Raw genomic sequence first — 17821 nt, forward strand, 5'->3', positions numbered from 1 at the left:
ATCTCGTGGCGCGCAGCACCGATGTCGTCAACCTGGGTGCCCGTGGCGCGCTGCGGCGCGGCCCCACCAGCCGTGTCACCTTGCCGGCGGGGCGCCTGAGCTGGCGCGAGGTGGCGAACTGGCGCCAGCTGCACGGCGCCGCCGCCGGGTCGAGGGCCGGCCAGGCCGATACACTGGCGAGGAGGGAGCCATGAGACGAACGCAAAACCCGGAGGCGCTGCAGCGCGAGGGCACCGGGCTGTCGCTGGTGGAGCTGCTGATCGCGCTGGCGGTGGCGGGCATCATCGCCGCGGCGGCCTATCCCGACTTCGGCCAGCACGTGGTGCGCCAGCGCCGCACCGAGGCCCAGGGCGCCTTGCAGCAGCTGATGCAGCAGCAGGAGCGCTATTACACGCTGCATAACCGCTACGTGGCTTTCGGAGCAGAGGCGGCGGACGCCGACGCGCGGCTGTTTCGCTGGTATTCCGGCGCCAGCGCCGGCCGCAGCGCCTACGAAATCGCCGGGCGCGCCTGCGATAACGACACCATCGAACGGTGCGTGCAGCTGGTGGCCACGCCGGGCACGCGCCGGGTCGATACCCAATTCCGGGACAGCGAATGCGAACAACTGATACTGACCAGCACGGGCGAACGGCGCGCCACGGGCCCCGGCCGGCGCTGCTGGCGCTGAGCCGCGCCTTCACCCTGGTGGAACTGCTGGTGGCACTGGCCGTGGCCGGCGTGCTGCTGGGCGCGGCCGTGCCTGACCTGCGCGCCTTTGTCGCGCGCCAGCACATCCGCGTCGCCGCGGCGGACCTGCTGGCTTCGCTCCACCTGGCCCGTTCGGCCGCGCTGGGGCGGGCCGAGATCGTCGTCGTCGCGCCCGTCGACGGCAACGGCGCCTGGCGACAGGGCTGGACCGTGTTCGCCGACCGCGACGGCAACGGCCGGCCCGGCCTTGGCGACGACATCCTGTTCCGGCACGGCCCCGTGGCGGACGGCCTGCGTATCTGGTCGCGCCTGTCCGCCGCTGCGCCGCCATGGTATGTCGCCTATAATAGTGCCGGCCGGACTTGCCGCGCCGGCAACGGCACGGCCGCCAACTGGGGCACGCTGTCGCTGCGCCTGGGCGGCGAGGAACGCAATATCAAGATCAATATGCTGGGCCGGGCGCGCCTGTGCGACCCCCGCCGCGAGCGGGGCTGCGAAGCGGCCGGCCAGCCCGGGCAGACGAAGGCTGCTGACGAAACATGAACATCACGTGCATCAACAACGACCTCGAGGCCATGCGTCTGGCGCTGGAATGGGCTGCGAAGGGCCTGTACACGACGTCGCCCAATCCCCATATCGGCTGCGTCATCGTCAAGGATGGCATCGTCATCGGCGAGGGCGTGACCCAGCCGGCCGGCCAGGACCACGCGGAAATCCAGGCGTTGAAGGATGCACGGCGGCGCGGCGTCGACGTGCGCGGCGCCACCGCCTACGTCACCCTGGAGCCGTGCAGCCATTATGGCCGCACGCCGCCCTGCTGCGACGCGCTGGTCGGGGCGGGCCTGGCGAGAGTGGTGGCGGCGATGGATGACCCGAACCCGCTGGTGGCGGGGCAGGGCCTGGCGCGGCTGGCGGCGGCGGGCATCGAGGTTTCTTCCGGCCTGCTGGCCGACGAGGCCTACGAACTCAATATCGGTTTCTTCTCGCGCATGCGCCGCCAGTTGCCGTGGGTGCGCCTGAAAACGGCCGCCAGCCTGGACGGCATGACGGCCCTGTACAACGGCAGCAGCCAGTGGATCACGGGCGATGCGGCGCGCGCCGACGGCCATGCCTGGCGCGCCCGCGCCTGCGCCATCCTCACCGGCATCGGCACCGTCAAAGCGGACGACCCGCAACTGAACGTGCGCGCCGTGGCGACGCCGCGCCAGCCCCACCGCATCGTCATCGACAGCCGCCTGGACATCGATCCGGCCGCCAAGGTGCTGGCCGGCGGCGGCGCCCTGGTGGTGGCCGCGGTGCGCGATCACGAGCGGGAAGCCGTGCTGCGCGCCGGCGGCACCGAAGTCATCACCTTGCCGAACGCGCAGGGCAAGGTCGATCTGCCGGAGCTGATGCGCGAGCTGGGGCGGCGGCAGGTCAACGAGCTGCATGTGGAGGCGGGCACGAAGCTGAACGGCTCGCTGGTGCGCGAGCGCTGCGTCGACGAGCTGCTGGTCTACCTGGCCCCGGCGCTGATCGGCGACGCCCAGGGTATGTTCGCGCTGCCCGCCTTGACCGACCTGGCGCGCAAGCACACCCTCAGGTTCCACCAGGTGCAGGCTGTCGGCGACGACCTGCGCATCCTGGCACGCTTCACCGACCAGGCGTGATGCCGGCCTATCAAACCTACTGAATACCGCCTAACCAAAGCTTAACTACAGGACCCTCCCATGTTTACTGGAATCGTTGCCGCCGTCGGCAAGATCAAGACCGTCACCCCGCTGCCCGGCGGCCACGATGCAGGCGTGCGCCTGGACATCGACGCGGGCCCCTTGCCCCTGGCCGACGTCGGCCTGGGCGACTCGATCGCCATCAACGGCGCCTGCATGACGGTGGTGGAAAAGAGCGACAGCAGCTTCGTCGTCGATGTCTCGCGCGAAAGCCTGAACTGCACGGCAGGGCTGGACACGCCCACCGAAGTGAACCTGGAGAAAGCCCTGACCCTGGCCGAGCGCCTTGGCGGTCACCTGGTCTCCGGCCACGTCGACGGCCTGGGTGTCGTGCGCAAGTTCGAGCCGGTCGGCGAGTCGTATGAACTGGTGGTGGAAGCGCCGCGCGAGCTGGCAAAGTACCTGGCTTTCAAGGGCTCGATCGTCGTCAACGGCGTGTCGCTGACGGTCAACCGGGTCGAGGACGTGGCCGAAGGCTGCCGCTTCTCGATCAACCTGATTCCGCACACGATCCAGGTGACAACCTTGAAGCACCTGGTGGTGGGCAGCAAGGTCAACCTGGAAATCGACCTGATCGCCCGCTACGTCGAGCGCATGCTGTCGGTGGAGCAGGCGGCCCGCTAGGAAAACCGGGGACAGTCCTCTGATTCAAGGCAACTTTCCTCAAAACAGGGGACTGTCCCCGGTTTCACCGGGTTATCCATGACCATCGCCCACCTCCGAGAAGTCCTGCTGTTCCTGCTGCTGGCGGGCCTGGCCGTGCCGCTGCTGCAGCGCCTGCGCATCAACCAGATGCTGGGCTTCCTGCTGGTGGGCCTGTGCTTCGGCCCGCAGGGGCTGGGCAGCTGGGCCGATGCCGTGCCGCTGCTGGCCGACATCACCTTCCACGATATCGCCGCCGTCCAGCATGTGGCCGAGCTGGGCATCCTGTTCCTGATGTTCATGATCGGGCTGGAACTGTCGCCGGCGCGCATCTGGGCGCTGCGGCGGCACGTGTTCGGCACGGGCATTCTACAAGTCGGGCTGACGGCTGCTGCCATCGGCGGCTGTGCGCTGGCCTTCGGCAACCCGCCGGGCGCAGCGCTGACGATCGGGCTGACCCTGGCGATGTCGTCCACGGCCGTCGTCATGCAGCTGCTCAGCCGGGGCCAGGGCCTCGCTTCGCCGCTGGGGCAGGCCTGCTTCGCCATCCTGATGCTGCAGGACCTGGCCGTCGTGCCGATCCTGATCCTCGTCGAAGGATTGGCCGGCAGCACGGCCAGTGGCGGCGCGCTGGGGCTGGTGCTGCTGCTGGCGCTGGGCAAGGCAACGCTGACGATCGCGGCCGTCTACCTGGTGGGCCGGCGCGTGGCACGGCCCATGTTCGCCGCCTTTGCCGTGCAGCGCCAGCCGGAGATCTTCGTCGCGCTGATCCTGCTGCTGACCCTGGGCACGGCGGCGGCCACGGCGGCGGCGGGGCTGTCGATGGCGCTGGGCGCGCTGCTGGCCGGATTGCTGCTGGCCGACACGGAGTTCCAGTACGAAGTGGAAATGATCGTCGAGCCGTTCCGGGGCCTGCTGATGGGGCTGTTCTTCATGTCGGTCGGCATGCAACTGGACCTGCGCACCGTGGCCGAGTATCCGTTCTGGCTGCCCGCTTCCGTGCTCGGCCTGCTGCTGGTCAAGGCCAGCATCGTCGCGCTGCTGCTGTGGCGCCAGGGCCTGGGCCAGGCCGTGCACGCGGGCTTGCTGATGGGCCAGGGTGGCGAGTTTGCCTTTATCGTGCTGGGCTATGCGGTGACCAGTCAATTGCTGCCGCCGTCGGCCGGCCAGTTCTTCCTTGTCGTCGTCAGCCTGAGCATGCTGGCCGCGCCCGCCAGTGCCGCGGCGGGCGAGCGCTTCGCGCATTGGTGGGAAAACCGGCACGGCGCCAGCACGGCCGCCGGGGCAACGAACGGCGCCCACGGCCGCACCGGCCATATCGTCATCGGCGGCTATGGCCGGGTCGGGCAACTGGTGGCCGAGGTGCTGGCGCGCCAAGGCATTGGCCACGTGGCGATCGACCGCGACCACCACCTCGTCAAGGCAGGCCGCGAACGCTCGCCCGACGTCTTTTCGGGCGACGCGTCGATGCCGCACCTGTTGACGCGTGTGGGCATCGGCGCATGCGCGGCCGTGGTGCTGACGATGGACGATCCGAAGTCGGCGCTGGAAGCGGTGCGGGCCTTGCGGCGCAGCTACCCGGCGCTGCCGATCTATGCGCGGGCCCGCGACGAGAAGCATGCGCGCGCGCTGAAGGCGGCCGGGGCCAACGAGGTCATTTCAGAAACGGTGGAATCGGGCCTGCAACTGGCCCGTTTCGCGCTGGGCGCGGCCGGCATGCCCGACGGGGCCGCCGGCTTTCACATCCAGGTCGAGCGCAGCGAGCGCATCGCCGCCGCGCAACTGCCGGACGAGGCGGGCACGCGGCGGCATTGAGCTGCCGCGTGGCGCTTCAGGCCAGCTTGGCGTCCAGCGTGATATTGGCGTTCAACAGCTTCGACACGGGGCAGTTCGCCTTGGCCTTGGCGGCCAGTTCCTGGAACTTGGCATCGTCCGCGCCAGGGATGGAAGCCTGCAAGGTCAGGTGCACGGCCGTGATGGCGTAACCGTCCTCGAGCTTGTCGAGCGTCACCTCGGCCTTCGTTTCCATCTTGTCGGCCGTCAGGCCCGCTTCGCCCAGGATCAGCGACAGCGCCATCGTGAAGCAGCCCGCGTGGGCCGCGCCGATCAGTTCCTCGGGATTGGTCCCGGGCTTGCCTTCGAAGCGGCTGGCAAAGCCATACGGATGCTCCTTCATGGCGCCGCTGGCGGTGCTGATGGCACCCTTGCCGTCCTTGATGCCGCCTGACCAGACTGCCGAACCGTTTGTTTTCATCGTGCGCTCCTTCGTGGTGGGTGGATAACCCAGGCATGGTATAGCCTTTGGCCCGACCACGACGTCCCGCTTAAGCCAGAGCCGGCGCTTGCCCAAAAATGGGGACAGACCCCATTTTTCGAGCAACTTCACAAATGCCGGGACATTCCCCGAAAAATCCGGGACAGTCCCCCAATTTTCCGAACGGGGGTCAGCCGAACTGGTGGGCGGGTACGCCGGGCACGTCGACCTGTACGCTGAACAGCGCGCCGGCCAGCGGGTCGCGGGCGTGCTTGTCCGCGTCGTAGTCCTGCCAGGCGCTGGTGATGTACAGGGTCTTGTAGTCCGGGCCGCCGAAGGCGACGGAGGAGGGCTGCTCGACGGGCATGGCGATGGTCGCCAGCAGTTCGCCCTGCGGGCTGTAACGGCAGACGCGGCTGCCGCCCCACTGGGCGATCCACACGCAATCCTCGCTGTCGACCGTCATGCCGTCCGGCGAGCCTTCGCCTTCGCCGAACTGGCGCCACAGGCGCGGCGTGCCCAGGCTGCCGTCGGTCTGCACTGCATAGGCATAGGTGCGGCCCAGCAGGCTGTCGTTATGGTACATCGTGCTGCCGTCCAGGCTGAACGTGGGGCCGTTGCAGATATGGTATTGGGTCAGTACCGTGTGCAGGCTGCCGTCCGGGTCGAGCCGGTACAGCTTGCCGTCCGGGCTGTGCACATTGCCGGCGTTCATCGAGCCGGCCCAGATGCGGCCGTGTGCGTCGACCTTGGCGTCGTTCAGGCGCACGCCTTCCTGCTCGAGCGGGCGGTGCAGGTATTCGATGCGCAGTTCCGGCGCCAGCCACAGGCGCACGATGCCGTCGCGCAGGCCGGCCATGAAGCCGTCGCCATCCTTGCGCGGCAGCAGCCAGCACATATAGGTCGGCAACTGCCAGCTGTGCCGGCCGCCGTCCGCGTCCAGCGCATGCAGCGCATTGCCGACCAGGTCGACGAAATACAGGCGCTGCTCGGCGGCATGCCACAGCGGGCCTTCGCCCAGTTCGGCGCCCAGCGGCCATAGGCAATTCGGAGTCAGGTTCGATGCGGTCACGATGTTCCAAGGCGAGTTAATGGAGGCAATACCTTACCCGAAATGCCGTGGTGGCGCTATCTTGATGCTGCCTCAATACGCTCAAACGGCCTGTCGTGCCCTGGCTGCGCCGTCCTTTTCCGCCTGGATGAAGGCGGCGCGCACGAGCTGCTGCAGTTCGTCGTCGTCCCACGGTTTGCTGAGGAACTTGCTGATGGCGCCCCGGTTCACCGCCTCCGTCACACTGGCCAGGTCCGCATAGCCGGACAGGATCATGCGTACCGTGTGGGGATACAGCTCGCGCACGCGGGCCAGGAACTCCGTGCCGTTCATGCCTGCCATGCGCTGGTCCGACACGATCACCTGTACCTCGTTGGTGGCCAGGAGTTCCAGCGCCTGTTCCGCGCTGGCCGCCGTCAGCAGCCGGTAGCGCTCCCGCCGGAACACCCGTTCCAGCGCCCGCAGCACGCCCGGCTCGTCGTCGACCAGCAGCAGCGTACGCTCCGTGGCGGGTGCGGCGTCCGTCGGTGGCAGGCAGCGCTGCTCCCGCAGCAGGACGGCCAGATCGTCCGCAGGCAGCGGGCGGCTGAACAGGTAGCCCTGGATCTTGTCGCAGCCCATATTGCGCAGGAAGGCCAGCTGGCCCTCCGTTTCCACCCCTTCAGCCACCACCACGAGGTTCAGGCCGTTCGCCAGTGCCGTCGTCGCCTGGGCGATGGCGGCGCTCCTGGGGTCGCTCGTGATGTTGCGCACGAAGGTCTGGTCGATCTTCAGCTTGTCGAGCCGGAAGCGCGACAGGTAGCCCAGCGACGAATAGCCCGTGCCGAAGTCGTCCAGCGACACGGACACGCCCAACGCCGACAGCTCGTTCAGCTGGGCCTGCACCTGTTCGGCGTCGTGCATCATCACCGATTCCGTCAGCTCCACTTCCAGGTAACGGGGTGCCAGCCCGCTGGCGGCCAGCGCGGCGCGCACGACGGCGGGCACGGTGCCGACGGCGAACTGGCGCGCCGACACATTGACGGCCACCGTCATGGGCGGCAGGCCCGCCAGCTGCCAGGCCCGGTTCTGGCGGCACGCTTCCTCGATGACCCAGTTGCCGATCGGCAGGATCAGGCCGCTGTCCTCGGCCAGCGGAATGAAATCGCCCGGCGGCACCATGCCCAGCTGCGCGCTCTGCCAGCGAAGCAGCGCTTCCATGCCGCTGACCCGGCCATCGGCCAGCGACACCTGCGGCTGGTAATACAGGCGCAGCTCCTGGCGCTCGATGGCGTGGCGCAGGTGGATTTCCAGCGACATCCACCGCAGCGCGTGGGCGTTCATCTCGCCCGTGTAGAAATGGAAGCTGTTGCGCCCGCCATCCTTGACGTGGGACAGCGCCACGTCCGCGCCGATCAGCAGCGCGCTGGCCGTGCTGCCATCGCGCGGGTACATGCTGATGCCGACGCTTGCCGTCACGTACAGGTCCTGGCCGGCCAGTTGCACCGGTTCGGCCACCTGCGCCATCAGCTTGCGTGCCGCGACGATGACGTCGTCCACTTCGGGCGTATTGGTCAGCAGCAGGGCGAATTCGTCCGCGCCCAGGTGGGCCAGGGTGTCGCCCGGCGTGACGATGGCCGAGACGCGCCGCGCCAGCTCCCGCAGCAGGGCGTCGCCCACCTCATGGCCAAGGGCGTCGTTGATGCGCTGCAGCCGGTCGATGTCGAACAGCAGCAGGGCCACCTGGCGGCCGCTGTGCTGGGCAGCGTCGATGGCCAGTTGCAGGCGGTCGTTCAGCAGGTTGCGGTTCGGCAGCAGGGTCAGGGGATCGTGGTTGCTGAGGAAGTCGAGCTGCGTGTGGGCTTCCTTCAGCGCGCTGATGTCGCTGGACACGGAGACGTAAGCCGTCACCTGCTCGCGTTGATCGTGCACGGCATTGATGCTGATGCGTTCCGGATAGACCTGGCCGTTCTTGCGGCGGTTCCAGATTTCGCCGCGCCACTGGCCCTGCGTTTCCAGGCTGTGCCAGATGGCCCGGTAGAAGGCGCCGTCATGCCGGCCCGAGCGCAGCAGCCGGGGGTTCTGGCCCAGCACCTCGTTTTCCGTATAGCCCGTGATCTGCTCGAAAGCGCGGTTGACGGCAATGATGTTGGCGTGCGCGTCCGTCATCGTGATGCTTTCCTGGGTGCTGTCGAAGACCTGGGCCGCCAGGCGCAGCCGTTCTTCCAGCGCGCGCCGGGCCGTGATGTCGCGCAGGATGCTGGTGAAGATGGGTTCGCCGTCGATATTGGCGGCCGACAGGGCCAGTTCGGCGGAGAATTCCTCGCCGTTCTTGCGCCGCACGACCAGTTCGACGATGCGCCCGCTGTACGAGCGTTCCCGGCTCTGGCGGTAGCGCGCCACCCGTTCGCGGTGCCCGGGCAGTGAGCGCTCGGACAGCAGCACCGTGATGGGCTGGCCGATCATCTCGCTTTCCGTGTAGCCGAACATGGCTTCGGCGGCCCGGTTGAACTGCACCACGTTCTCGTTCATGTCCGAGCCGATGATGGCGTCCGGCGCCGATTGCGTCATGGCCCGGTAGCGTGCTTCGCTGGCGCGCAGGGCGGCATCGGCATGGCGGCGTGCGGAAACTTCCATCTGCAGCTGGGCGGCGTGACGCTGGATCACCTCGTACAGGTTCATGTTCTCGTAGGCCACGGCCAGCTGGGCCGCCAGCATGCGCACGAACTGCTCGTCGGTGTCGTCGAAGCAGTGCGAATGGCGGCGCTCGGCCACGTACAGCCAGCCATACAGGTGGTACTGGTCGCGTACGGCCAGGCCCAGCAGGTTCGCCACTTCCGGGTGGCCGCCGGGCAGGGCCGGCATGTCGCCATCGGCGCGGCAGCTGCGCACGATGTCGGTGCCGTTCATCATCGCGCCGGGGAAATTGGCCCGGTCCAGCAGGGCGGGCGCCACCAGGGCCGGGTCGATGCCGCGCGTTTCGATATGCTGGACGGCGCTTTCGTTGGCGTCCAGCAGGCACAGCACGACGATATCGGCCTGCAGGATGCGCGCGGCCGCCGCGCAGAACAGCAGCGCCATCGTGGCGGCCTCGCGCTGGCCGTTCAGGCGCAGGCTCAGCTCGTGCAGCGCGGCCATCCGTTCCACCGTGCCCGGTGCCGGCGGCGGCGTCACGGGCGCGGGCGCCACATGCGCCACCGCCTGCGCCACGTCGCTGGGCATGGTCAGGTGCGGCGCATCGCCCAGTTCCAGGTTGACGGCATCGAGGATCGACTGCGGATCGGCCGGCTTCGGCAGCACGCTGCGCACGCCGCAGCTGGCCGCCATGGCCCGTAGCTCGGGCATCGAGTAGGTGGCCGAGAAGAAAATCACGGGCGTGTGGGCCAGCCCATGCGTGGCGCGCAGGCGCTGGACGAACTCGTAACCGTCCATCGTGGGCATCAGGATGTCGGTGATGACGAGGTCGGGGTGGTGCTCGATGCACAATTCCAGCGCCTGGGCGCCGTCGGCCGCCTCCAGCAGCTGGTGCGGCGTGAAGCCGAGCAAGGTCAGCAAGTATTCGCGGTTGGTGGGTCGGTCGTCGACGATCAGGATGGTGGACATGGGCCCGCGGATTCCTTTCAGTGCCGCCACTAGCCGAGGCCAGTGATCGTCAAGCCATGCTACTCCGGCCCCGTGGCGGCGGGCGCACGACTGTTGTCGAGCCTAGAATTGCCGGAAAAATGGGGACAGACCCCATTTTCTTGGCAATGTTTCCGCAAAAATGGGGACAGACCCCATTTTTCGGGCAATGATTGCCGGAGGAATGTCCGGTGGAGTGGCGCCAAATCCATTAAAATAGCTGGTTGGGAAACACGCAAAGGATATAAAACATGTCTATCTCCAGCACCGAAGAAATCGTCGCCGAGCTGCGCGCCGGCCGCATGGTGATCCTGGTCGATGAGGAAGACCGCGAAAACGAGGGCGACCTGGTGCTGGCGGCCGACTTTGTCACGCCGGAAGCCATCAACTTCATGATCCGTCACGCCCGGGGCCTCGTCTGCCTGACCCTGGCCGAGGAAATCGTCGACCGGCTGGAACTGCCGCTGATGGCGACCCGCAACGGCACTTCGTTCGGCACCAACTTCACCGTGTCGATCGAGGCGGCCGAGGGCGTTACCACCGGCATCTCGGCGGCCGACCGCGCCCGCACCATCCAGGTGGCCGTGGCCAAGAACGCCAAGCCGGACGACCTGGTCCAGCCGGGCCACATCTTCCCGCTGCGCGCCGTCAATGGCGGCGTGCTGATGCGCGCGGGTCACACGGAAGCCGGTTGCGACCTGACGGCGATGGCCGGCCTGACGCCCGCGTCCGTCATCTGCGAGATCGTCAAGGACGACGGCACCATGGCACGCCTGCCCGACCTGCTGGAATTCGGCAAGGACCATGGCCTGAAGATCGGCACCATCGCCGACCTGATCCACTACCGCAGCCAGAAGGAATGCATGGTGACGCGCGTTGCCGAGCGCACCTTGAAGACGGCCCATGGCGAATTCCAGATGATCGCATGGCGCGACACGCCAAGCGGCTCGGCCCACCTGGCCCTGGTCCACGGCGAAGTGGACCCGGAGCGCGAATCGCTCGTGCGCGTGCACCAGCCCGTTTCGATCCTGGACTTGCTGGAAACCGAAGCGACCACCCACTCCTGGAACGTGTCGGCTTCGCTGAAGGCCATCAAGGCAGCCGACCACGGCGTGATGGTGCTGCTCAACTGCGGCGAAACGGCCGACCAGCTGTTCGGCCAGCTCGAGGCGCTGAACAAGCCGGAGACGAAGCCGCAAGGCCGCGCTGCCAGCATGGACCTGCGCAGCTACGGCATCGGCGCCCAGATCCTGCGCGCCCTCGGCGTGCGCCGCATGAAACTGCTGGCCAGTCCGCGCAAGATGCCGTCGATGACGGGCTTCGACCTGGAAGTGACGGGTTACCTGGCCAAGCCGGACCAGCAATAAACAAGATCTGCACGCCGGACGGTGCGCGCGGGCGCTGGCCCGGCGCCGTCCGGGGTATTCTTCGATTTCCATACTATATATAAGAGGCTCGTCATGACCGTAGGAAGCTACGAAACCAATCTGAATGGCGAAGGCCTGCGCATCGGCATCGTCCAGGCCCGTTTCAACGAGGACGTCTGCCATGGCCTGCTGTCAGCTTGCCTGGCTGAACTGAAGCAACTGGGCGTGGCGGACGAGGACGTGCTGCACGTGGCCGTTCCGGGCGCGCTGGAAATTCCCCTGGTGCTGCAGAAGATGGCCGAATCGGGCCAGTTCGACGCCCTGGTGGCACTGGGCGCCGTCATTCGTGGCGAAACCTATCACTTCGAACTGGTCTCGAACGAGTCGGGCGCCGGCATCACCCGCGTCGGCCTGGACTACGGCATCCCCATCGCCAATGCCGTGCTGACGACGGAAAACGACGAGCAGGCCGAAGTGCGCATGGCCACCAAGGGCGCCGACGCGGCCCGCGTGGCCGTCGAGATGGCCAACCTGGCGATCGCCCTGGAAGAGCTGCACCAGGACGGCACGGAAGAAGAATAAGCAGGAACGAGCAAGCAAGGGCAGGGCCGTTCGGGCGCCTGCCCGGGGTGGGCCGCCACGATGGGCCAGCCTGCCCCGAATTTTTAGGAAACGACCATGAACGAAAAACCCCTCCACGCCAACCCCAGCAAGAATCGCACGCCGCGTCACCGCGCACGCGAGTTCGCGCTGCAGGGCCTGTACCAGTGGCTGCTCAATAACGAAGACGCCAAGACCGTCGTCAACAATATCCGTGCCGCGCACGGGTTCGACAAGGCCGACGGCGAGTACTTCGCGGCCCTGCTGTACGGCGCGATCGAGCAGTCGATCGAGCTGCGCGCAGCCTTCGCACCGCTGGTGGACCGCGGCATCGACGAGCTGTCGCCGATCGAGCACGGCGTACTGCTGCTGGGTGCGTATGAACTGAAGAACCAGCTGGACATCCCTTACCGCGTCGTCATCAACGAAGCGGTCGAGCTGACCAAGTCCTTCGGCGGCATCGACGGCCACAAATACGTCAACGGCGTGCTGGACAAGCTGGCCCCGCGCCTGCGCAGCGACGAAGTGGCGTCGGACAAGAAGCGCTGATCCGGCCCGCCACCTGCACGCAAGCCACCCTTGGGTGGCTTTTTTGTTGCCGCCGCTTCCGTGTCAGATACCTGTTTGGCGAAGCTTGCTCGAAAACCGGTGCCTGACCGCTGCGGCGGACCGACCGGCTTTGAAGCGACATCGTATGCGGATCAGGTGTCTGACACCGAATGCGTCCGGCGACGCGGGCGTAAAAAAAGCCACCGCGAGGTGACTTTCATATACAGGCGGGTGGCTTACAGGCCGGCCAGTTCCGGTTCCGGTGCCGGCGGTTCCGGCGCTTCCTGGGGTTGGGCGCTGGCCGTCACGGTTGCCGGTACGGACGGGGCTGCCGGGGCGGACTGGGCGGGCGGCGTGAAGGTGGGGACCTTCTTGCCGGCCGAGACCAGTTTCAGGCGCTTGTATTCGGCCAGCACGCGCGAGCCGTAGCCGTCGTCCGTGGCAAAGGCGCCGGCGCCCACATAGCTTTTCAGGCCCGCTTCGACGGAGCCGCCGCGGGTCACGTAATCCTTCAGGATCAGCGAGCCGACACGGATATTGGCCACCGGATTCAGAGCCGCCTGCACGCCGCCCAGTTCCTGGAACTTGTCGTGGTGGACCTTGGACATCACCTGCATCAGGCCCTGGGCGCCGACGGGGCTTTCCGCGAACGGGTTGAAGCGCGATTCGATCGCCATCACGGCCAGGATCAGCAGCGGGTCGATCTTGATCTCGCGCGCAGTCACGTAGGCCGTCGATACCAGCATGTTGGCGGCATCGCCTGCAACGCGGTAACGCTTGGACAGCCACTCGGTCACCCACTGCTGCTGCTTGCGGGTGCCCAGCAGGGCTTTCTCTTCGGCAGGGCTCAGCACTTTGCTTTCGGCGGCGGCGGCCGTGACGGCCGGCGCTTCCATCAGCTCGTGCAGCGGCGGTGCCGTCACGGGTGCCGGCATGGCCGCCGCGGGACGTGCCGCCAGGGCCTGGGACAGCGAGTGCGCCAGGTCGGGCCGCACATACAGTACGGCGATCATGACGATGGCCGAGACGCCGAAGATGGTCAGCGCATGGTGCGCCGTCGTGAAAAGACTACGCAAGGTAATACGTTGCGCGCCAAGGCGCGCTGCCGGACCATTGGCCAGCAAGCGGGCTGACATGGCCAGCCCAGTAAAGCGATTTATCATTAGAACTCCTGCAATGTCCGTAAAAAGCATGCCCCCACCGCGCGCTGAACACCACGCGGCACCGTTGCTGTGCAATTGCCGTGCATCAGAATTGTTATCGTCCCCCGACACCGGGAGGTGCCTGGAAGACCGCATCATTGCTTGCCAGAGCTGATTCGTAAGTGAAACCAGTCGCAATACAACTTTTTTCGGGGAGTGGCCAACCGCGGCCAAGGGCAGACGCCCTGTGAAAACACTCCTTAAAATGTCATGTGGAGCCCCGACTCCGTGAATGAATGAGTGACAATTTCGTTGGCATTTTTGCCATGTCCTCTTCAAGTAAGCGAATTGTAGAAGCCAGTTTATATCACGTCAATACTAACACCAACGTTCTTTATAACTTTTGAATCTAATGCGCGCCGACGAATGTTAGCAAAAACCAATAGAATCAACCACTTGTCCGGCGAAGCTCACGCCGACCGTCGATAGCGAAAAAAACGTAAAAATTGTATGAAATATTCAGATCTGAGGGATTTTATTGCTCAATTGCAAGTAATTGGCGAATTGAAGGCCGTTTCCTTGCCAGTTTCACCACATTTGGAGATGACGGAGGTCTGCGACCGCACGTTGCGGGCCGGCGGACCTGCTCTGCTGTTTCAAAATCCTACAGGTTTCGACATGCCCGTGCTGGGCAACCTGTTCGGCACGCCGCGCCGCGTCGCGCTGGGCATGGGCGCCGAGGATGTCAGCGAACTGCGCCGCATCGGCCACGTGCTGGCGCGGCTGAAGGAACCGGAGCCGCCCAAGGGCCTGCGCGACATGATGGACATGGGTTCGCTGGTGAAGGCCGTGTGGGACATGGCGCCGAAGGAGTTGCGCGGCGCCCCCTGCCAGGAGATCGTATGGGAAGGCAATGACGTCGACCTGGCGCGCCTGCCCATCCAGCACTGCTGGCCCGGCGACGCGGCGCCGCTGATCACGTGGGGCCTGACGGTAACGAAAGGCCCCAACAAGAAGCGCCAGAACCTGGGCATCTACCGCCAGCAGGTATTGGGCCGCAACAAGGTCATCATGCGCTGGCTGGCGCACCGGGGCGGGGCGCTGGACTTCCGCGAGCACTGCATCAAATTCCCTGGCCAGCCGTACCCCATCGCCGTCGCGCTGGGCGCCGACCCGGCCACCATCCTGGGCGCCGTCACGCCGGTGCCGGACAGCCTGTCCGAATACCAGTTCGCGGGCCTCTTGCGGGGCAGCCGCACGGTGCTGACGAAAGCCATCGGCAGCGAGTTGCGCGTGCCGGCCTCGGCCGAGATCGTGCTGGAAGGGCATATCTATCCGGATGCGAACCACCCGAGCGGCTACGAGCACGCACTGGAAGGACCGTATGGCGACCACACGGGCTATTACAATGAGCAGGACTGGTTCCCCGTCTTCACGATCGACCGCATCACGATGCGGCGCGACCCCATCTATCACTCGACCTACACGGGCAAGCCGCCGGACGAGCCGGCCGTGCTGGGCCTGGCGCTGAACGAAGTGTTCATTCCGCTGTTGCAGAAGCAGTTCAGCGAGATCACGGATTTCTATTTGCCGCCGGAAGGGTGCAGCTACCGCATGGCCGTCGTGCAGATCCGCAAGCAGTACGCGGGGCATGCCAAGCGCGTCATGTTCGGCGTGTGGAGCTTCCTGCGCCAGTTCATGTATACGAAGTTCATCGTCGTCGTCGACGAGGACGTCAATATCCGCGACTGGAAGGAAGTGATCTGGGCCATCACGACGCGGGTCGACCCCACGCGCGACACGACCCTGGTCGACAACACGCCGATCGACTACCTGGACTTCGCCTCGCCCGTCAGCGGCCTGGGCAGCAAGATGGGCATCGATGCCACGAATAAATGGCCGGGCGAGACGAGCCGGGAGTGGGGCACGACGATCCAGATGACGCCGGAGGTGAAGGCAAAAGTGGACGGCATCTGGCAGCAGCTGGGCATTTAACGCACCAGTGCGTTGCAACGCACGGGGCGTGTTATAATTTGGTCTGGCGGGCCCCTGCGCATTGCGGCATGGCTAACCTGGTCAGGTCGGGAACGAAGCAGCCACAGCTGTTCACCGCAAGTGCCGCAGATCAGGCTCGCCTCCTAATCTCTTGAAAAAGCTGCCTTCACGGCAGCTTTTTTATTGGCTCACCATTCGTCTATAGCCGGGCCCGTGTCGACATCGGGGTCAGGCACGAATGTCGACACGGGCCCGGCCAGGTGCGGCTATTCCGAATCCAGCTCGGCCTCGCGCGGCCTGCTGGTCAGCACCATCGGCGGATTTTCCTTCACGAGCGCGGCGTCCGGCTTCAGGCGGATCTGCTGCTTTCCATCCGTCGCGTACTGTTTCGCCCCGGCCTTGCTCTGGATCGTCAGCTGGGCCGGTCCGTCGAACTTCAGGATGACGGAGCGGATCGTCGGCGCGAACATGCTCAAGGCGCCGGCCATCTTGCCGATTGCCGCGTTCGACTGGGAAATGCTGCCCATCAGCGCCTCGTAGCGCCACTGCGTGCCGGCCGGGACGATGGCGTTCAGCGCCGGCCCCATCGACACCTTCGACTGCTTCGGCTGGTTGGTCAGGATCCTGGCATCCTCGGCCAGCCATTGGGCGTTCGGCACAAGGCGCAGGTTGCCGTCGGCGTCGATCGGCAGTGGCGTGCGCGTGGCGCCGTGCACGACAGTCAGGGCGACGTCGCGCAGGTTCAGGGTCTTGTCCGCCGGCTCCAGGTGGATATACATATCGAGCTTGTCCCGTTCGGCAGCGGGCAGGGCGTGGAACTTGTCGAGCCGGGAAGCTTCGATCAGTTTCCGGTAGGTCAGCCAATCGCGTTCCTCGGCCAGGGCGCCGGCCTGCACGGCGACCAGCAGCAGGGGCATGATTCGGGGCAGCAGTCTCTTCATGATTTTGTTATGAGAAAGAAAACTTCAGTGTAAGGCATTCCCGATGGAAAGCCGAGCGGAATCCCTATTGTTGACCTCACGCCCGCTCGTCTGCGGTAAAATCCTGCCATGTCCTATCAAGTCCTCGCCCGTAAGTATCGCCCCCGGAATTTCGAAACGCTGGTCGGCCAGGAGCACGTCGTCCGTGCCCTGACGCATGCGCTCGGTTCCGGCCGGTTGCACCATGCCTATCTGTTTACCGGTACGCGCGGGGTGGGCAAGACCACGCTGTCGCGCATCCTGGCCAAGTCGCTCAATTGCACGGGTTCCGACGGCAACGGCGGCATCACGGCCACGCCCTGCGGCGTGTGCGAAGCGTGCACCGCCATCGACGGCGGCCGCTTCGTCGACTATATAGAGATGGATGCGGCGTCGAACCGGGGCGTCGACGAAATGGCCCAGCTGCTGGAGCAGGCCGTGTATGCACCGTCGAATGCGCGCTTCAAGGTCTATATGATCGACGAGGTGCACATGCTGACGAACCACGCCTTCAACGCGATGTTGAAGACGCTGGAAGAACCGCCCGAGCACGTCAAGTTCATCCTGGCCACGACGGACCCGCAGAAGATTCCCGTCACCGTGCTGTCGCGCTGCCTGCAGTTCAATCTGAAGCAGATGCCGCCGGGCCATATTGTCGGCCACCTGGAAAATATCCTGGGCCAGGAAGGTGTCACCTTCGAGCAGCCGGCCTTGCGCCTGCTGGCCCAGGGCGCCCACGGTTCGATGCGCGACGCACTGTCGCTGACGGACCAGGCCATCGCCTATGCGGCCGGCGCCGTCACCTTGGAAGCAGTACAGGGCATGCTGGGCGCGCTGGACCAGTCCTACCTGATCCGCCTGCTCGACGCACTGGCCGCCGGTGACGGCACCGGACTGCTGGCCGTGGCCGACGAGATGGCCAGCCGCAGCCTGTCCTACAACGGCGCCCTGCAGGACCTGGGCACCTTGCTGCACCGTATCGCGCTGGCCCAGTCGGTGCCGGCCGCCGTGCCGCAGGACCTGCCGGAATATGCCGACATCATGCGCCTGGCCGGACTGTTCGACGCGGAAGAGGTGCAGCTGTATTACCAGATCGCCGTGCACGGCCGCAACGAGCTGGGCCTGGCGCCGGACGAATATGCCGGTTTCTCGATGACCCTGCTGCGGATGCTGGCCTTTCGCCCCGGCGTCGGCGGTGCCGAAGGCTTGCCCGGCGCGCCCGTAGCGGCCCGCCCGGCCGGCCCGAATCCGGCCCGCGCCGCC

16 protein-coding genes and 1 other RNA gene are annotated in these 17821 nt (G+C 66.2%); 12 read left to right on the forward strand and 5 right to left on the reverse strand.

Annotated features, from left to right (window positions below; genetic code table 11):
- The 6 genes from GM672_RS28510 to GM672_RS23910 form a co-directional block, all read left to right on the forward strand.
- Window positions 1–194, forward strand: a 194-nt coding sequence (locus tag GM672_RS28510; RefSeq protein WP_170300216.1) for a hypothetical protein, incomplete at its 5' end; no start/stop codon positions are given.
- Window positions 191–670 (forward strand): type IV pilin protein, encoded by a 480-nt coding sequence (locus GM672_RS23890; RefSeq protein ID WP_155473033.1) that lies wholly within the window; start codon window positions 191–193, stop codon window positions 668–670. The genes GM672_RS28510 and GM672_RS23890, both read left to right, overlap by 4 nt.
- Window positions 598–1233: a GspH/FimT family pseudopilin gene (locus GM672_RS23895; protein WP_155473034.1), complete on the forward strand. Its 636-nt coding sequence runs from the start codon at window positions 598–600 to the stop codon at window positions 1231–1233. The genes GM672_RS23890 and GM672_RS23895 overlap by 73 nt, the downstream gene beginning before the upstream one ends.
- A gap of 32 nt (window positions 1234–1265) precedes the next feature.
- Window positions 1266–2339, forward strand: coding sequence for a bifunctional diaminohydroxyphosphoribosylaminopyrimidine deaminase/5-amino-6-(5-phosphoribosylamino)uracil reductase RibD (gene ribD / locus GM672_RS23900; RefSeq protein ID WP_188916097.1), 1074 nt, complete (start codon window positions 1266–1268; stop codon window positions 2337–2339).
- Between the two features lie 60 nt (window positions 2340–2399).
- The gene (locus tag GM672_RS23905; RefSeq protein WP_155473036.1) at window positions 2400–3023 is read left to right on the forward strand and encodes a riboflavin synthase; all 624 of its coding nucleotides are present in this window, start codon (window positions 2400–2402) and stop codon (window positions 3021–3023) included.
- A 78-nt stretch (window positions 3024–3101) separates the two neighbouring features.
- A complete protein-coding gene (locus tag GM672_RS23910; RefSeq protein ID WP_155473037.1) occupies window positions 3102–4856 on the forward strand; it encodes a cation:proton antiporter domain-containing protein in 1755 nt (584 codons plus the stop codon).
- Between the two features lie 16 nt (window positions 4857–4872).
- Here the strand turns inward: GM672_RS23910 and GM672_RS23915 are convergent, their stop codons facing one another.
- From GM672_RS23915 to GM672_RS23925, 3 genes are all read right to left on the reverse strand, one after another.
- Entirely contained in the window at window positions 4873–5295 is a 423-nt protein-coding gene (locus tag GM672_RS23915; RefSeq protein WP_155473038.1) for an OsmC family protein, read from the reverse strand.
- A gap of 190 nt (window positions 5296–5485) precedes the next feature.
- Window positions 5486–6367, reverse strand: a complete 882-nt coding sequence (locus tag GM672_RS23920) for an SMP-30/gluconolactonase/LRE family protein (protein ID WP_229427781.1) — start codon at window positions 6365–6367, stop codon at window positions 5486–5488.
- A gap of 81 nt (window positions 6368–6448) precedes the next feature.
- Entirely contained in the window at window positions 6449–9928 is a 3480-nt protein-coding gene (locus GM672_RS23925) for an EAL domain-containing protein (protein WP_155473039.1), read from the reverse strand.
- 269 nt (window positions 9929–10197) lie between these two features.
- On the opposite strand from GM672_RS23925, the gene ribBA reads away from it, so the two are divergent.
- From ribBA to nusB, 3 genes are all read left to right on the forward strand, one after another.
- A complete protein-coding gene (ribBA, locus tag GM672_RS23930) occupies window positions 10198–11313 on the forward strand; it encodes a bifunctional 3,4-dihydroxy-2-butanone-4-phosphate synthase/GTP cyclohydrolase II (RefSeq protein WP_155473040.1) in 1116 nt (371 codons plus the stop codon).
- A 93-nt stretch (window positions 11314–11406) separates the two neighbouring features.
- Window positions 11407–11895, forward strand: coding sequence for a 6,7-dimethyl-8-ribityllumazine synthase (ribH, locus tag GM672_RS23935; protein WP_155473041.1), 489 nt, complete (start codon window positions 11407–11409; stop codon window positions 11893–11895).
- 96 nt (window positions 11896–11991) lie between these two features.
- Window positions 11992–12462: a transcription antitermination factor NusB gene (gene nusB / locus GM672_RS23940; RefSeq protein ID WP_155473042.1), complete on the forward strand. Its 471-nt coding sequence runs from the start codon at window positions 11992–11994 to the stop codon at window positions 12460–12462.
- Window positions 12463–12698: 236 nt separating this feature from the next.
- On the opposite strand, the gene GM672_RS23945 is transcribed toward nusB, so the two are convergent.
- Window positions 12699–13598: a transglycosylase SLT domain-containing protein gene (locus GM672_RS23945; RefSeq protein WP_229417912.1), complete on the reverse strand. Its 900-nt coding sequence runs from the start codon at window positions 13596–13598 to the stop codon at window positions 12699–12701.
- Window positions 13599–14114: 516 nt separating this feature from the next.
- On the opposite strand from GM672_RS23945, the gene ubiD reads away from it, so the two are divergent.
- A complete protein-coding gene (ubiD, locus tag GM672_RS23950; RefSeq protein WP_155473044.1) occupies window positions 14115–15599 on the forward strand; it encodes a 4-hydroxy-3-polyprenylbenzoate decarboxylase in 1485 nt (494 codons plus the stop codon).
- Between the two features lie 45 nt (window positions 15600–15644).
- Window positions 15645–15743: signal recognition particle sRNA small type (gene ffs, locus GM672_RS23955), an RNA gene on the forward strand.
- Between the two features lie 122 nt (window positions 15744–15865).
- On the opposite strand, the gene GM672_RS23960 is transcribed toward ffs, so the two are convergent.
- Window positions 15866–16540: a hypothetical protein gene (locus GM672_RS23960; RefSeq protein ID WP_155473045.1), complete on the reverse strand. Its 675-nt coding sequence runs from the start codon at window positions 16538–16540 to the stop codon at window positions 15866–15868.
- A gap of 108 nt (window positions 16541–16648) precedes the next feature.
- On the opposite strand from GM672_RS23960, the gene dnaX reads away from it, so the two are divergent.
- Window positions 16649–17821 (forward strand): DNA polymerase III subunit gamma/tau (gene dnaX, locus GM672_RS23965; RefSeq protein ID WP_155473046.1); only part of this gene is annotated, 1173 nt, incomplete at its 3' end.

This window comes from Pseudoduganella buxea (assembly GCF_009720835.1).
GTDB classification, from domain to species: domain Bacteria; phylum Pseudomonadota; class Gammaproteobacteria; order Burkholderiales; family Burkholderiaceae_D; genus Rugamonas; species Rugamonas buxea.

Coding starts and splice junctions, on each gene's coding strand:
- GM672_RS23890 (WP_155473033.1), top strand. CDS start 191: ATGAGACGAACGCAAAACCCGGAGGCGCTGCAGCGCGAGGGCACCGGG.
- GM672_RS23895 (WP_155473034.1), top strand. CDS start 598: ATGCGAACAACTGATACTGACCAGCACGGGCGAACGGCGCGCCACGGG.
- ribD (WP_188916097.1), top strand. CDS start 1,266: ATGCGTCTGGCGCTGGAATGGGCTGCGAAGGGCCTGTACACGACGTCG.
- GM672_RS23905 (WP_155473036.1), top strand. CDS start 2,400: ATGTTTACTGGAATCGTTGCCGCCGTCGGCAAGATCAAGACCGTCACC.
- GM672_RS23910 (WP_155473037.1), top strand. CDS start 3,102: ATGACCATCGCCCACCTCCGAGAAGTCCTGCTGTTCCTGCTGCTGGCG.
- GM672_RS23915 (WP_155473038.1), bottom strand. CDS start 5,295: ATGAAAACAAACGGTTCGGCAGTCTGGTCAGGCGGCATCAAGGACGGC.
- GM672_RS23925 (WP_155473039.1), bottom strand. CDS start 9,928: ATGTCCACCATCCTGATCGTCGACGACCGACCCACCAACCGCGAATAC.
- ribBA (WP_155473040.1), top strand. CDS start 10,198: ATGTCTATCTCCAGCACCGAAGAAATCGTCGCCGAGCTGCGCGCCGGC.
- ribH (WP_155473041.1), top strand. CDS start 11,407: ATGACCGTAGGAAGCTACGAAACCAATCTGAATGGCGAAGGCCTGCGC.
- nusB (WP_155473042.1), top strand. CDS start 11,992: ATGAACGAAAAACCCCTCCACGCCAACCCCAGCAAGAATCGCACGCCG.
- GM672_RS23945 (WP_229417912.1), bottom strand. CDS start 13,598: ATGTCAGCCCGCTTGCTGGCCAATGGTCCGGCAGCGCGCCTTGGCGCG.
- ubiD (WP_155473044.1), top strand. CDS start 14,115: ATGAAATATTCAGATCTGAGGGATTTTATTGCTCAATTGCAAGTAATT.
- GM672_RS23960 (WP_155473045.1), bottom strand. CDS start 16,540: ATGAAGAGACTGCTGCCCCGAATCATGCCCCTGCTGCTGGTCGCCGTG.